General features: G+C 60.4%; 11 protein-coding genes and 1 riboswitch. Of the genes, 7 read left to right on the top strand and 4 right to left on the bottom strand.

Translation table 11 applies throughout. The features are described from left to right. Positions 1–125 precede the first annotated feature (125 nt). The gene (locus ACQRAJ_RS05605) at positions 126–1,088 is read right to left on the bottom strand and encodes a hypothetical protein (RefSeq protein WP_427747953.1); all 963 of its coding nucleotides are present in this window, start codon (positions 1,086–1,088) and stop codon (positions 126–128) included. A gap of 203 nt (positions 1,089–1,291) precedes the next feature. Between ACQRAJ_RS05605 and ACQRAJ_RS05600 the strand changes: the two genes are divergently transcribed. The 4 genes from ACQRAJ_RS05600 (at position 1,292) to ACQRAJ_RS05585 (ending at position 6,883) form a co-directional block, all read left to right on the top strand. Beyond that, positions 1,292–3,271, top strand: a complete 1,980-nt coding sequence (locus ACQRAJ_RS05600) for an NAD(+) synthase (RefSeq protein WP_427747952.1) — start codon at positions 1,292–1,294, stop codon at positions 3,269–3,271. 118 nt (positions 3,272–3,389) lie between these two features. Further along, positions 3,390–4,553 (top strand): pyridoxal phosphate-dependent aminotransferase, encoded by a 1,164-nt coding sequence (locus tag ACQRAJ_RS05595; RefSeq protein WP_427747950.1) that lies wholly within the window; start codon positions 3,390–3,392, stop codon positions 4,551–4,553. 201 nt (positions 4,554–4,754) lie between these two features. After that, positions 4,755–5,705 carry an L-lactate dehydrogenase gene (locus tag ACQRAJ_RS05590; RefSeq protein ID WP_427747949.1) on the top strand — a complete coding sequence of 317 codons (951 nt, stop codon included), beginning with the start codon at positions 4,755–4,757 and terminating at the stop codon, positions 5,703–5,705. Between the two features lie 173 nt (positions 5,706–5,878). Then, positions 5,879–6,883, top strand: a complete 1,005-nt coding sequence (locus ACQRAJ_RS05585; RefSeq protein WP_427747947.1) for a nucleoid-associated protein — start codon at positions 5,879–5,881, stop codon at positions 6,881–6,883. Between the two features lie 294 nt (positions 6,884–7,177). Here the strand turns inward: ACQRAJ_RS05585 and dapD are convergent, their stop codons facing one another. Genes dapD through dapA form a run of 3 tightly spaced genes read right to left on the bottom strand, consistent with a single transcriptional unit; the run spans position 7,178 to position 10,979 of the window. Continuing rightward, on the bottom strand, positions 7,178–7,897 hold the full coding sequence (dapD, locus tag ACQRAJ_RS05580; protein ID WP_427747945.1) for a 2,3,4,5-tetrahydropyridine-2,6-dicarboxylate N-acetyltransferase: 720 nt from the start codon (positions 7,895–7,897) through the stop codon (positions 7,178–7,180). Positions 7,898–7,936: 39 nt separating this feature from the next. Continuing rightward, positions 7,937–8,677, bottom strand: a complete 741-nt coding sequence (dapB, locus tag ACQRAJ_RS05575; RefSeq protein ID WP_427747943.1) for a 4-hydroxy-tetrahydrodipicolinate reductase — start codon at positions 8,675–8,677, stop codon at positions 7,937–7,939. Beyond that, on the bottom strand, positions 8,670–10,979 hold the full coding sequence (dapA, locus tag ACQRAJ_RS05570; RefSeq protein WP_427747942.1) for a 4-hydroxy-tetrahydrodipicolinate synthase: 2,310 nt from the start codon (positions 10,977–10,979) through the stop codon (positions 8,670–8,672). Before dapA ends, dapB begins: the two co-directional genes overlap by 8 nt. A 65-nt stretch (positions 10,980–11,044) precedes the next feature. Beyond that, positions 11,045–11,213: riboswitch (Lysine riboswitch) on the bottom strand. A 144-nt stretch (positions 11,214–11,357) separates the two neighbouring features. Here dapA and ACQRAJ_RS05565 point away from each other — a divergent pair. The 3 genes from ACQRAJ_RS05565 (at position 11,358) to ACQRAJ_RS05555 (ending at position 13,240) form a co-directional block, all read left to right on the top strand. Next, positions 11,358–12,545 (top strand): N-acetyldiaminopimelate deacetylase, encoded by a 1,188-nt coding sequence (locus ACQRAJ_RS05565; protein ID WP_427747941.1) that lies wholly within the window; start codon positions 11,358–11,360, stop codon positions 12,543–12,545. Between the two features lie 100 nt (positions 12,546–12,645). Further along, positions 12,646–12,927, top strand: coding sequence for a type II toxin-antitoxin system RelE/ParE family toxin (locus ACQRAJ_RS05560; protein WP_427747940.1), 282 nt, complete (start codon positions 12,646–12,648; stop codon positions 12,925–12,927). After that, on the top strand, positions 12,899–13,240 hold the full coding sequence (locus tag ACQRAJ_RS05555) for a HigA family addiction module antitoxin (RefSeq protein WP_427727846.1): 342 nt from the start codon (positions 12,899–12,901) through the stop codon (positions 13,238–13,240). Before ACQRAJ_RS05560 ends, ACQRAJ_RS05555 begins: the two co-directional genes overlap by 29 nt. The last annotated feature ends 234 nt before the right edge of the window (positions 13,241–13,474 follow it).

Raw genomic sequence — 13,474 nt, 5'->3', positions numbered from 1 at the left:
TATACACACCAAAGCATCTTACCATCGCATGGGGCTTGCCATCTCGTCGCCCAAGGCAAACGGGCGCGACCGTTGCCGGTTCGCGCCCGTTATGCAGGTCGGTTATCTGTGAGAGGCAAACGTGCTTAGTTGCCCGATGCCGTGCCTTGGCTCGAGCTGTCAGATGGCGTGCCGGACGCGGATCCGCTCGAACTGTTCGAACTGTTCGAGCTATTGGTGTTGCTGTTGTCGGTGGAGCTTGTGCCCGATGTATTGCCGCTCGTCTGGTCGCTCGTGCTCGGTTGAGAGCCGTCGGTCGTTTGGCTTGAGTCAGTCGTGCCGGATTGCGTGCCGCTGTTGTTCACAGAGGAATCGGCGCCCTGCGACTGATCGGGGGCGTTCGAGGACGAGTCGGTGGATGCGGAGTCGCCCTGCGAGTCGTCCTGCTGGCTTTGCGATTGATCTGGGCTATCCGCGTCGTGCTCGGTCGTGCGCGACGATAGGATTGGCTCGGGGCGCTCGCCCAGACCCTCACCGGCGGTGGTGATAAGGATGGCGCCGGCGCAGGCGATGACCGCGACGATGGCGATGGCGATCGAGAAGACGATGACCTTCTTTTGCGTCTGGCTGCGCTCTGCCGCCGCCTTGGCACGCAGACTGTTGGGGGCGACGCGCGCCGTGGTCGCGCGCCCCGCAACCTGGCGCATCTCCTGCGTAGTCGCGGCGCCGCCCAGGTGCTCCTCGGCATTAAGGTCAACGGGCTCATAGGCGCCGGCAGGGTAGTCGACGGCGGCGTGCGTGCCTTTGAGGGCTTCGGCGCTGGCAGAGATAAAGTGGCGGTAGACCTGCGAGGACACAACGGTGATGACCGAGCTCACGGCGGCACCGATCACCGATCCGGCGATGCCGATCTTGGAAGCAAGTGCGACGCTCGTGGCGGCAGCTGCGGCGCCGGCGATGATTTGGGGAATGGAAATGTCGTCGAACAGGCCCTTTTTGGGCGCGATGGCCATGGTCTGTCCGATGGAATGGTTTTCGTGAACGCCGTTGTTGAGCGCGGCCGGTGTCATGACGCGCGTGCGCGGCGCGTCGGTGTACTTGGTTGTCATACGGGGCCCTCCCGGTGTAAATCTGCTTCGTTTCGTGTAGCCATCAGGGTACCCACCAGATGTGAATCGTACGTGACATTTAACAGATACCATCAACTCATCAATAGCTCACCAGATTGGTGGGATGCGGTTACACCCGGCGGTTGAACTACAATAGGGCTTGCTAATTGTTGTGAATGGCGTCTACGCACGGGAGCATTCTTATGAATCTTCACCTTTCTCAGTCTGATGGCTTTTTGCGTGTGGCGGCGGCCTCGCCGCGGATTCGCGTGGCCGATGTCGAGGGCAATGCCGAGGTTGCGCTGGCGGCTGTTCGCGAGGCGGTCGAGCGCGGTGTCCGTGCTCTGGTGCTGCCCGAGCTTAATCTGTGCGGCTATACCGCGGCCGACCTGTTCCATAACCGCACATTACTGCATACCTGCGAGACCGCACTGGCACATATTCTCGATGAAACCCGCGAGCTGCCGATTGTCTTTACCATCGGTCTTCCCGTTGCGGTGGCCGAGAATATCTACAACTGTGCCGCCGTGTGCTGCGCGGGCGAGCTTTTGGGCCTCACGGCCAAGAAGTATCTGCCCAACTATGGCGAGTTCTATGAGCGCCGTTGGTTTGCTCCGGCGCCCGCCGATCCCGTGTGGGTTGAGTTTGCCGGTCAGGGTCCGGTTCTGCTGGGTTCGGGGCTTGTCTACCGCTGCTGTGATGAGGGCGCCGAGGATTTGGTAATCGGTATTGAGGTCTGCGAGGACCTGTGGGTGCCGGCGCCCCCTTCGACCGAGATGGCGCTTGCCGGTGCGACGGTGATCCTCAATCCGTCGGCCTCGGACGAGATTATCGGTAAGGCAGATTACCGCCGCAGCCTTATCTCTAACCAAAGCGCGCGCCTGTACTGTGCCTATGCCTACGCGGACGCGAGCGAGGGCGAGTCCACGACCGACATGGTCTTTGCAGGGGAGAACCTCGTCTACGAAAACGGTTCGAAGCTCGCCGCCACGAAGCTCCTCACCTGCGATATGGCGGTGGCCGACGTTGACCTCGACCGTCTGGTTGCCGAGCGTCGTCGTTCGACCACGTGGACGCGCGCGGATGATGCGCCGGAGGCCACGATTGTTGAGTTTTCGTTTGAGGGCGTGCTGGCCGAAGAACCTGTCCTGCGCGATGCGCTCGACATCGACCGTGTCTTCCCCCGCGCGCCCTTTGTGCCGGCCGACCATGGTGACCTGGCCGGGCGCTGCGAGACGATCCTCAATCTGCAGACTGCCGGCCTCAAGACTCGCCTTGCCCATACGGGTACCAAGGCTGCAGTCATCGGTCTTTCGGGCGGCCTGGATTCCACGCTGGCACTGCTTGTGACCGTGCGTGCCTTCGATGCACTGGGACTGCCGCGCACGGGTATCACAGCCGTGTCCATGCCCGGCTTTGGCACGACGCGTCGCACCAAGTCCAATGCCGAGTCGCTCGCTCGCGACCTGGGTGTGAGCTTCCGCGAGGTTTCGATCCACGCGGCTGTGGAGCAGCACTTCAAGGACATTGAGCACGACCCGGCAGTTCAGGACGTGACCTACGAGAACAGCCAGGCCCGCGAGCGTACGCAGATTCTGATGGATCTGGCCAACCAGGCTGGCGGTTTTGTTATCGGCACGGGCGACCTGTCAGAGCTGGCGCTCGGCTGGGCTACCTATAACGGCGACCACATGAGCATGTACGCCGTCAACGCGAGCGTGCCCAAGACGCTTGTGCGCCATCTGGTACGTTATGCCGCTGATGTCTTTGGTGGGCGTATTGCCGAGGTCTTGCTCGATATCCTCGATACGCCGGTGTCCCCCGAGCTTCTGCCGCCCACGGGCGACGGTGAGATTGCGCAGAAGACCGAGGATTTGGTGGGCCCGTACGAGCTGCACGATTACTTCCTCTATTACCTGCTGCGTTTTGGCTTTGAGCCGGGCAAGATCTACCGTATGGCGCTCAAGAGCTTTGAGGGTGTCTATGACGCCAAGACCGTCCACACGTGGTTGCGTACGTTCTATCGTCGCTTCTTTGCCCAGCAGTTTAAGCGCAGCTGTCTGCCCGATGGTCCCAAGGTGGGCTCGGTGACGCTCAGCCCGCGCGGCGATTGGCGTATGCCGAGTGACGCCAGCTCGCGTCTGTGGCTTGCGCGGATCGACGCGCTCAATCCAATTGACTAAGGTTGGCTAAATTGAACCAATACGGGGGTTGCAAGCGTTACACTTTTGCAATCTGATGGCCCGTATCGCGCGGCGCTCTTGTCGGAGCGCCGTATTTTTTATATCGAAAGGTGGCACCATGCAGGCATCGCAGCGTCTCGACCGCTTTGGCGCGGAGGTCTTCGCCTCGCTCAACAACAAACTTCTTGCGCTGAAGGCTCAGGGCAAGACCATTTACAACATGAGCGTGGGCACGCCCGACTTTAAGCCGTACGACCACGTGGTCGAGGCGCTCACGCAGGCCGCCCAAAATCCCGAGATGTGGAAGTATTCCCTGCGCGACCTGCCCGAGCTTAAGCAGGCCGTGTGCGATTACTATGAGCGTCGCTTTGGCGTTTCGGGCATTACGCCGTCCATGGTGCAGTCGTGCAACGGCACGCAGGAGGGCGTGGGTCATTTGGGCCTGGCCCTGCTCGATCCGGGTGACACCATTCTGGTGCCCGATCCGTGCTATCCGGTCTTTGAGGCGGGCGCCAAGATCGCCGATGCCAAGCTCGAGTACTATCCGCTGGTGGCGGAGCACAATTACCTGCCCTATGTGGCGGGCATCGATCCCGAGGTGGCCGATCGTGCCAAGTACATGATCGTGTCGTTGCCCGCCAACCCGGTGGGCTCGGTGGGCACGCCCGAGGTCTACGAGGAGATCATCGCCTTCGCCCGCGAGCACGACCTGCTGATCGTCCATGACAACGCGTACTCCGACATCGTGTTTGACGGCGAGCCCGGCGGCAGTTTCTTGCAGTATCCCGGCGCGCTCGAGGTGGGCGTGGAATTCTTCTCGCTTTCCAAGTCGTTTAACGTCACCGGTGCGCGCATCGGCTTTTTGGTCGGCCGTGAGGATGTGGTCTCTGCCTTTGCCAAGCTGCGCAGCCAGATCGACTTTGGCATGTTCTTCCCGATTCAGAAGGCCGCCATCGCCTGCCTCAATGGTCCGCGCGATGAGGTCGAGGCGCAACGTCTGAAGTACCAGGAGCGCCGCGATACCCTGTGCGACGGTCTTGAGGGCCTGGGCTGGGAGCGTCCCAACGCGCATGGCTCTATGTTTGTGTGGGCCAAGCTTCCCGGTGGTCGCACCGATTCCATGGCGTTTTGCGAGGAGCTTATGGAGAAGGCCGGCGTTGTGGTGACGCCGGGCGCGAGCTTTGGCCCTTCGGGCGAGGGGCACGTGCGCATGGCGCTGGTCCTGCCGCCCGATCAGATCGCTTTGGCTGTCGAGGCCATCCGCGAGGCGGGCCTGTATTAGAAGGCTATTTGGGCTCGTCAATAGCTCGAAACCGATTTCGTGCAGTTATTTTACGAATCCTTCAAACAATTTCGGTAAACGGTCGATTTTTGGCTGCGTATAGGAGCATAATCAAAGTCCCGATTGGATGTATTGGGATTACGGCAAGCCGCTCGGGTCGTTCCCGGGCGGCTTGTTTGTGGAGAGAGATGGGAGTTTCTAATGGTTAACGAGAAGAAGGTCGCTATTGTCGGCTGCGGTTTCGTCGGTTCGTCTTCGGCGTTCGCGCTGATGCAGAGTGGTCTGTTCTCCGAGATGGTTCTCATCGACGTGGACAAGAACCGCGCCGAGGGCGAGGCCCTGGATATTGCGCACGGCATGACGTTTGCCGAGCCGATGAAGATCTACGCCGGCGATTATTCTGATGTCGCCGACGCCGCCATGATCGTCGTCACCGCTGGCGCTGCTCAGAAGCCCGGTGAGACCCGCCTGGACCTGGTCAACAAGAACGTCAGCATCTTTAAGTCCATTATTCCCGAGATTAAGAAGTCTGGCTTCGACGGCATTCTGCTCATCGTCTCCAACCCGGTCGACGTTCTGACCTACGCCGCCATCAAGATGTCCGGTCTGCCCGAGGGTCATGTCATCGGCTCCGGCACCGTGCTCGACACCGGCCGTCTACAGCAGATGCTCGGCGCCCACGTCGAGGTTGACCCGCGCGACGTTCAGGCCTATGTCATGGGCGAGCACGGTGACTCCGAGTTTGTCGCCTGGTCCAGCGCTCAGGTTGCCGGCGTGCCGCTGAACACCTTCTGCGAGCTTCACGGCCACCTGGAGCATGAGGCTGCCGAGAAGCGCATTGCCGAGGACGTCAAGAACTCCGCCTACACCATCATCGAGAAGAAGCACGCCACCTACTACGGTGTCGCTATGGCGGTAAAGCGCATCTGCACTGCCGTCATGCGTGACGAGCAGACTGTTCTGCCCGTCTCCTCGCTCATGGTGGGCGAGTACGGCCTGTCCGATCTGGCCATCTCCATGCCGACGGTCGTTGGTCGCGACGGTGTCGTCTGCCGCGTTCCCGTGCCGCTGAACGATGACGAGCAGCATGAGCTCAACGCCTCCGCCAAGGCCCTCAAGGACATTATCGACAGCGTCGACTTCTCCTGCTAAATTCGGCTCGTTTAAGCAACAGGCTACAACGAAGGCGTCCGGGCCCATGTGACCCGGACGCCTTTTTGATGCATTGGGAACAGGTCGCTTTGCATCAATCTTCGATGCGCCTGGGGTGGACTCGACCGCTATACTGGTTCGTGCCAAAAGCGATCTAGAACGGAATGCCGTATATGAAAATCAATCACGCGATTCTGCATATCCTGGACTTTGACTCTGCCGTCAACGTCATGAGCCAGCGCGAGCTGGATATCGAAAGCCGTACCGTGCGCAGCTTTGTGACCACGCATCTGCGCCGCGCACGCACCTCGGCCGACAATAAGCGCGCCACATTTGCGGAGAACTCTGCGTTTGGCGGCGAGCTCAAGGGCTATTTCTTTGGTGAGCGTGAGTTCGTGGACTTGTCTCAGCAGATTGCGGAGTTTATCTCTTCCGAGCTCACCAAGGCCGAGAAAGCCGAGTCCACCGACGTGCTCGTGGCCGATTTTGACGACGATGAGGATGCCCGCTGGTTTGCCGTGATGCTGCTGGGCTCCAAGCAGGCTTTTATGCACGAAGTGGGCCGCGAGGAGGGGGAGGTGCGCAACGACATCGCGCGCCACTACGCCATTCTGCCAAACCCCTCGCAAAAGGTGCCAAGCTATGCCATTGTGCGTGCAAGCACCATGGAGATCGGCTATGTGGACAAGAAGCGCAAGATTGCCGGCGAGGATCGCATGCTCATTCCCGACGGCCTGCTGCAGTGCGATACGGGGGTTTCGGGTAAGGAGGTCATCGACACGGTGACGCGCGTGGTCGAGGAGGTCGCCGAGGAGCACGGCGCCAACACGGCCGTAGCGCTCGCCAAGGTCAAAGCCGCCGTTGCCGAGAAGGTTGAAGACGACGAGGAGCTGCCGCCTTGGGATATCGTCGATGAGGTCTTTGAGGACGAGCCGGTCATCAAGGAGAGCGTGCGTGCGGCGCTGACCGAGGAGAAGGTGCCCGAGCGCGTGCCCGTGGAGCGCAAGCAAGTCGAGCGCGCGGCCGTACGCAATCACAAGATTCGTACCGACACGGGCATCGAGATCAGCTTCCCGGTCGAGATGGGTTCGAACTCCGAGTACATCGAGTTTGTCAACGAGCCCAACGGCCTCATCTCCATCGAGCTCAAAAACATCGGCAGCATCGAGAATCGATAGGTTGCGTTGCGCCTACAGCGGGAAAGCAAAGGCCGAAGCCCTGGATGGGGTTTCGGCCTTTTTTGCTTGGGGCTGAATTGCACTGCAGGTTGAGCATAAGTCAGCGAAAACGACCCAGAGCGAGCAAGGTGACGTGAAAGAGGAGGGCATTGACCTTCTGGCCATGCCCGACGATTGAACGTCAGATTGCCGCTTAGGGGCGTTTGCAGCGTCGACCGGTCCGTCGTTCGTTAGAACGACGGAACCAAAGGTGCAGCGTCGAGCCGTTACGCGGTTTGGTAAAACCGCGTAACCCTACAGCTGGCGCAGGCCTTCCTCGAGACCGGTCTTGCTGTCGGTCTTCTCGTCGCGCATCTTGATAACGCGAGCGGGGACACCGGCCACGACGGCGCCGGCGGGGACGTCCTCGACGCACACGGCGCCGGCGGCAACGACAGCACCCTTGCCCACGCGCACGCCTTCCAGGACCACAGCATTGGCGCCGATCATAACGTCGTCCTCGATGATGACGGGGGTGGCGCTGGCGGGCTCCACGACGCCTGCCAGCACGGTGCCGGCGCCGATGTGGCAGTTCTTGCCCACGGTGGCGCGACCGCCCAGCACGGCGCCCATATCGATCATGGAGCCTTCGCCAATGACGGAGCCGATGTTGATGATGGCGCCCATCATGATGACGGCACGGTCGCCGATCTCGACGCGGTCGCGGATGATCGCACCCGGCTCGATGCGGGCGTTGATGCCCTTGAGGTCGAGCATGGGCACGGCGGAGTTGCGGCAGTCGTTCTCCACATCGTAGTAGTCGATGGAATCGACGTTGGCGTCGAGGATTGCCTTGAGCTCATCCCAGTCGCCAAATACAGTCTTGCCACGGCGGCCGCCATAGACATGCGCACTGCCCCACTGGACCTTCATGCCCGGCTTTTCGCGCACGTACAGCTTGACGGGCGTCTTCTTGGGCGCGGTGGCGATATAGTTGATAATCTCCTGTGCATCCATTTCGGCTGCGTTGCTCATTTGCGGTCTCTCCTTTGGGTGGATCCGGTTGATACCTGGTTAGGCAAACATGACCTGGTCGAACGTATAGAAGCCGGGTTCGCGGGTGACGAGCTTCTGCGCGGCTGCCAAGGCGCCGTTGACAAAGATCTGACGACTCGTGGCGCGATGCGCGAGCGTGACCTCCTCGTCCTGGCCAAAGAAACTCACTTCGTGCACGCCGGCGACAGTGCCGCCGCGCAGCGAGTGCACGCCGATCTCCTTGGGGTCGCGCGCTCCGCACATGCCCTCGCGGCCATAGACGGGGTGGTAGCCTGCCTCGGGCTCGGCTTCGACGACGGCGTCGAGCAGCAACTTGGCAGTGCCGCTGGGGGCGTCGACCTTTTGGTTGTGGTGCGTCTCGACGATTTCGCAGTCAAAGCCGGGCAGCTCTCGCGTGGCCTGTGCCACCAGATGACGCAGGGCTGCGATACCGATGGAGTAATTGCCGGAGTGCATGACGCGGGCGCTCTGACCCAGCTCGCGCAGGCGATCCATCTGCTCGGGCGTATAGCCTGTGGTGCCCGAGACCAACGCCGCACCCGTGCGCTCGACATAGGCGACGACGGTGTCGAAGGTCGCAACGTTCGAGAAGTCGATGATGACGTCAGCCGCCGGGGTGCTTTCGAGCTCGGACAAGTCGAAGCCGATCTGGGCGACGATGTCAAAAACGGGCTCTCCGGCAGCGTCGACAATACCCTCGGCGGTAGTGCGGATGAGCGAGCCCATGCGGCCCGTTCCCATAATGACGGTCTTAATCAAGCAGACCAGCTCCCTTCAGAGCATCGGTAAGTGCGGATCGCGTGTCGTCTGCCATGGGACACAGCGGCATGCGGTAGTTTGCCTCGATCATACCCATCTGGGCGAGCGCTTCCTTGACGGGGATGGGGTTGACCTCGCTAAAGAGGGCATTGATGAGCGGCTGGCCGGCAATCTGGATATCGCGGGCACGTGCCACGTCACCGTCCAGATAGGCGCGGCACATGTCATGTACGAGCTGCGGCTGCACGTCGGCCCACACGCTGATGGTGCCCGAAGCACCCAGACTCATGAGCGGCACGGTGAGCGCGTCCTCGCCCGAGTACATGCGGAAGTCGTCGGACAGCAGGTGGGCGATCTTGGCAGCGTAGGCGACGTTGCCCGAGGCTTCCTTAATGCCCATGATGTTGGGGTGCGCGGCCAAGCGCTCCACGTTGCGCTCGCTGATGCCGCAGCCACAGCGGCCGGGGATGTTGTACAGGATGCAGGGGATGTCTACGGCATCGGCGACGGTCTTAAAGTGCTGGTAGATACCCTCTTCGTTGGATTTGTTGTAGTAGGGGGTAATGAGCAGCAGGCCGTCGGCCCCCAAGCCCTGGTAAGTGAGCGACTTGGTGAGCATGGTCTGCGTGGAGTTGGAGCCCGAGCCGGCGATGACGGGGACGCGTCCTGCAACTTGCTTGACCACCGCGGCGACAACGGAGTTGTCCTCGTCGTCGGTCATCGTGGCGCTCTCGCCGGTGGTGCCCAGGGCGAGGATGGCGTCGGTGCCATTTTGCAGGTGGAAATCGATAAGGCGCTCGAGCGCATCAAAGTCGACACTGCCGTCCTTTTTAAACGGCGTAACCAGGGCGACGATTGAGCCCTCGAGATTGCGGATGTCCATGTTCTTCTCCTTCGCTTCGGCGATCTGGATGCGCTTGTTCCATTGGGCGGCGACTGCTAGGCGCTCGTCTTGGGCGCGGTGGCGGGCACTTTCGGCGCGCGACTTGGCCAACAGTTCTCGGCCGCACGGCAGCACGTCGAGCGTGGCAAAGTAATCGCCCGGGCGCTCGGCGCGGCGGATGAGGTCGGCCGCGCCATCGGGGCGCAGCAGGACCTCGGCGGAGCGCAGCCGTCCGTTGTAGTTGTAGCCCATGGAGTAGCCATGCGCACCGGTATCGTGGATTACAAGCAGGTCGCCCATGTCGATATGCGGTAGCTCGCGATCGATGGCGAACCTGTCGTTGTTCTCGCACAGATTGCCCGTGATGTCATAGGTGTTCGTGACGGGCGCTGTGCCCTTGTCGGCGCCGCCCGGCTGACCCATCACCGTAATGTGGTGGTAGGCACCATACATGGCGGGGCGGATCAAATCGACGGCGCTTGCATCGACACCGATATAGTCCTTGTAGATCTGCTTCTCGTGGATGGCCTTGGTGACCAGGCAGCCGTAGGGGCCCATCATAAAGCGGCCCATCTCGGTGTAGATTGCCACATCGCCCATGCCTGCGGGGACCAGGATCTCGTCGTATGCCGCGTGCACTCCCTCGCCGATGGCGTGAATATCGTTGGCCTGCTGCTCGGGCAGGTAGGGGATGCCGACGCCGCCGGATAGATTGATGAAGGCGACGTGTGCGCCGGTCTCGCGCTCCAGGCGCACGGCAAGCTCAAAGAGGATGCGCGCGAGCTTGGGGTAATAGTCGTTGGTAACGGTGTTGCTGGCAAGGAATGCGTGGATGCCAAAGTCCTCGGCACCCTTGGTCTTGAGCATACGGAAGGCCTCGAAGAGTTGCTCGGTGGTCATGCCGTATTTGGAGTCGCCGGGGTTGTCCATGATGCCGTTGGAGAGCTGGAACAGGCCGCCCGGATTAAAGCGGCAGCTGACCGTCTCGGGGATGGGCCCCGCAACACGCTCAAAGAACTCGATGTGGCTGATGTCGTCAAAGTTGACGATGGCACCCAGCTTGTCGGCGAGCTCAAAGTCCGCAGCCGGCGTGTCGTTGGACGAGAACATGATGTCGTGTCCCGTGATACCCAGCGAGCGGGCGATCATGAGCTCGGTATAGCTCGAGCAATCGCAGCCGCAGCCGTATTCGTTGAGAATGGAGATGAGTGCCGGGTTGGGGTTGGCCTTGACGGCAAAGTATTCCTTAAAGCCCGGGTTCCACGCAAAGGCGTCGCGCACCTCTTGCATGTTGCGGCGGATGCCCGCCTCGTCGTATAGATGAAACGGCGTGGGGAACTGCTCGACGATATGCTCGAGCGTCTCCTTGTCCACAAACGGCTGCTTGGCCGCATATGCCTCGTTGGGGGTCAATGCCATATCCCGTAAACCTCGCTATCCAGACGGCGCCATCTGCGCATCGAATCCGCATAGCGTGGACCCAATGTCCGGATAGCGCTCCCGCATTGCTGCAGACAGTCCTGTGGGTGTTTCCCACAGGCCCACCAGGTTGTTCGTGCCCGAAAAACCCAGTTCGGCGGGTTTCGCCTCCCCGCGGGGTCAAAGCCTGCCGGCTCGCCCGCGGCTCTTCGTGCCCGCGCCTCTATCAAGTGGTAAAGACCCTATCACGTTGCACTTTACCAAACAAGAGTATTCGTATATAACGTTTAAAAAATGCAGGGATATGCTGGAAACATGTGCGCCACAATCCTGTATCACAATAAGTTGCAACAGATGCGCCTCACGAAGGGATCCTCTATGACCGAGCTCCAAGAACTCCGTCGCTATCGCCGCGATCTCCATCGCATTCCGGAGCTCGATTTCGATCTTCCGCAAACCATTGCCTATATCGAGGGCGTGCTGGCACCGCTCACCTGCGAAGTGACCCATCCGTGCCCCAGCTGCGTCTGCGCTTTCTTCGACGCCGGCGTTGATGCCGCGCATGCCACGGCGATTCGCGCCGATATGGATGCGCTGCCCATTGAGGAGGCGACAGGGGCGGCCTTTGCCTCGACCCATCCCGGCAAGATGCACGCTTGCGGACATGACGGTCACATGGCCATGGCACTTGCCGCCGCGACGTATGTCGACCGTACGATTCGCGAGCAGCCGGGCGTCATGAGGCGCAACGTGCTCTTTGTGTTCCAGCCGGCCGAGGAAACGACCGGTGGTGCCAAGACGGTATGCGAGAGCGGCGTGTTCGAGCGCTATGGGGCCGACCGCATTTTTGGCTTCCATGTGTGGCCCGATCTGCCTGCCGGCACGTTGGCGAGCTGTTCCGGTCCGCTGCTGGCGCGTTCGAGCGAGACGCATATCTATATTCACGGTACGAGCATCCATATTGCTAAGACCTATGGCGTGCCGGTCGAGGAGTCGCACGATGCCGCGTTGGCGGCAGCGAAGTTTTTGGTTGCCGAGCGCGAGCTGATGGACGAGCTGGGCGGCGACGAGCCCTGTATCGGCAAGTTTGGTCTGCTGCAGGCCGGTACGGTTTGCAACGCGGTGGCGGGGGAGGCCCATGTGGCCGGAAGCCTGCGTGTGTTTACGGACGGCATGTTCGACCGAGCGCGCGAGGGCGTGCGCCGCGTGCTGGACGATGCCTGTGCCGCAACGGGCTGCACGTACGATCTCGACTTTGCCGAGGGCTATCCGCCGGTCGACAACGACCCCGAGTTGTTTGCCAGCGTCGCGCCTGCCTTGCCCGGCCTGCAGCTTGTGGAGGAGCCGCTGTTAATTGCCGAGGACTTTGCTTTCTATCAGCGCCATCTGCCGGGCGTGTTCTTCTTGCTGGGCACGGGCGTGCCAGAGGCGCAAGAAAACCCGAGCGATTCGGATGGCTGTCCCGCCTATGCCACGAGCGCCCTTCACACCGATACCATGCTCTTTGACGAGGAAATCCTACTCAAGGGCCTCGATGTCTACAAACGATTGCTTTTGCTTGGTTAATCGGCGCGGGCGCATGTTCTAGAAAATACGAACAAATGTACGGTATAATAGAGATGTATGTCTGTAGAAACGTTTGACGTTATTAACGTAAGGCGATACTATGATTGCATCGTACAAAGATGAGGATACCGAACGTTTTGCAATGGGTGTGCGGGTCAGGAGGTTCGTGCCCTTTGAGCGGGTCGCATTGAGGAAGATTCGTCAGCTGCAGGTTTGTGCTTCACTTGATGACCTTCGCGTTCCTCCGGGCAATCGTCTTGAAGCGTTGAAGGGCGATCGCGCCGGCCAATATAGTATCCGTGTTAATGAGCGCTATCGGGTCTGCTTTGAGTGGAGACAGGGGATGGCTTGGAATGTCGAAATCGTCGATTATCACAAGTGATGAGACCGCGCCCGATTTGCTGTCACCGGTGACTCCTGGTGAACTTCTCAAAGAGGAATTTCTTGTTCCTATGGGCATTTCTCAATATCGTCTTGCTAAGGAGACCGGGATTCCGGCACAGCGTATTGGGCAGATTATTTTGGGGAGGCGTCGTGTTACGGCTGACACCGATCTTCGCCTTTGCCGCTACTTTGGCCTAACGGATGGTTATTGGCTGCGCGCCCAGATAGCGTTTGACCTCGAGGCGGAAAAGAGGCGCATCGAGCCGGAACTGGATAAGATCGTTCCTGTTCAGCAGGCTATCGCATTGTAGTGTTCAAAGATGTTGAGGTTGGAGTGACGATGGGGCGACGCCGACAGTCTGCCGTTTATAGTCCCGGTGGGTGTGGATGCGGCTTGTTGTTGCTTCCGGTTATTGCTGTGAGCATTGGCCGTTTACCGCAACCTTAGCTGCGAGCTAATATAGGAGACGCACCCCAGTTCGGAACAGCGGGTAACAGAATGCAACATTCTCGCAGGTAGTTATAGGTGTCGTATTGAAGTCCGA

The organism is Collinsella sp. SGI.184 (assembly GCF_050313415.1).
In the GTDB taxonomy this organism is placed as follows: Bacteria; Actinomycetota; Coriobacteriia; order Coriobacteriales; family Coriobacteriaceae; genus Collinsella.
The sequence above is the reverse complement of the archived record's forward strand: the minus strand, read 5'-3'. Positions and strand labels throughout refer to the sequence as shown.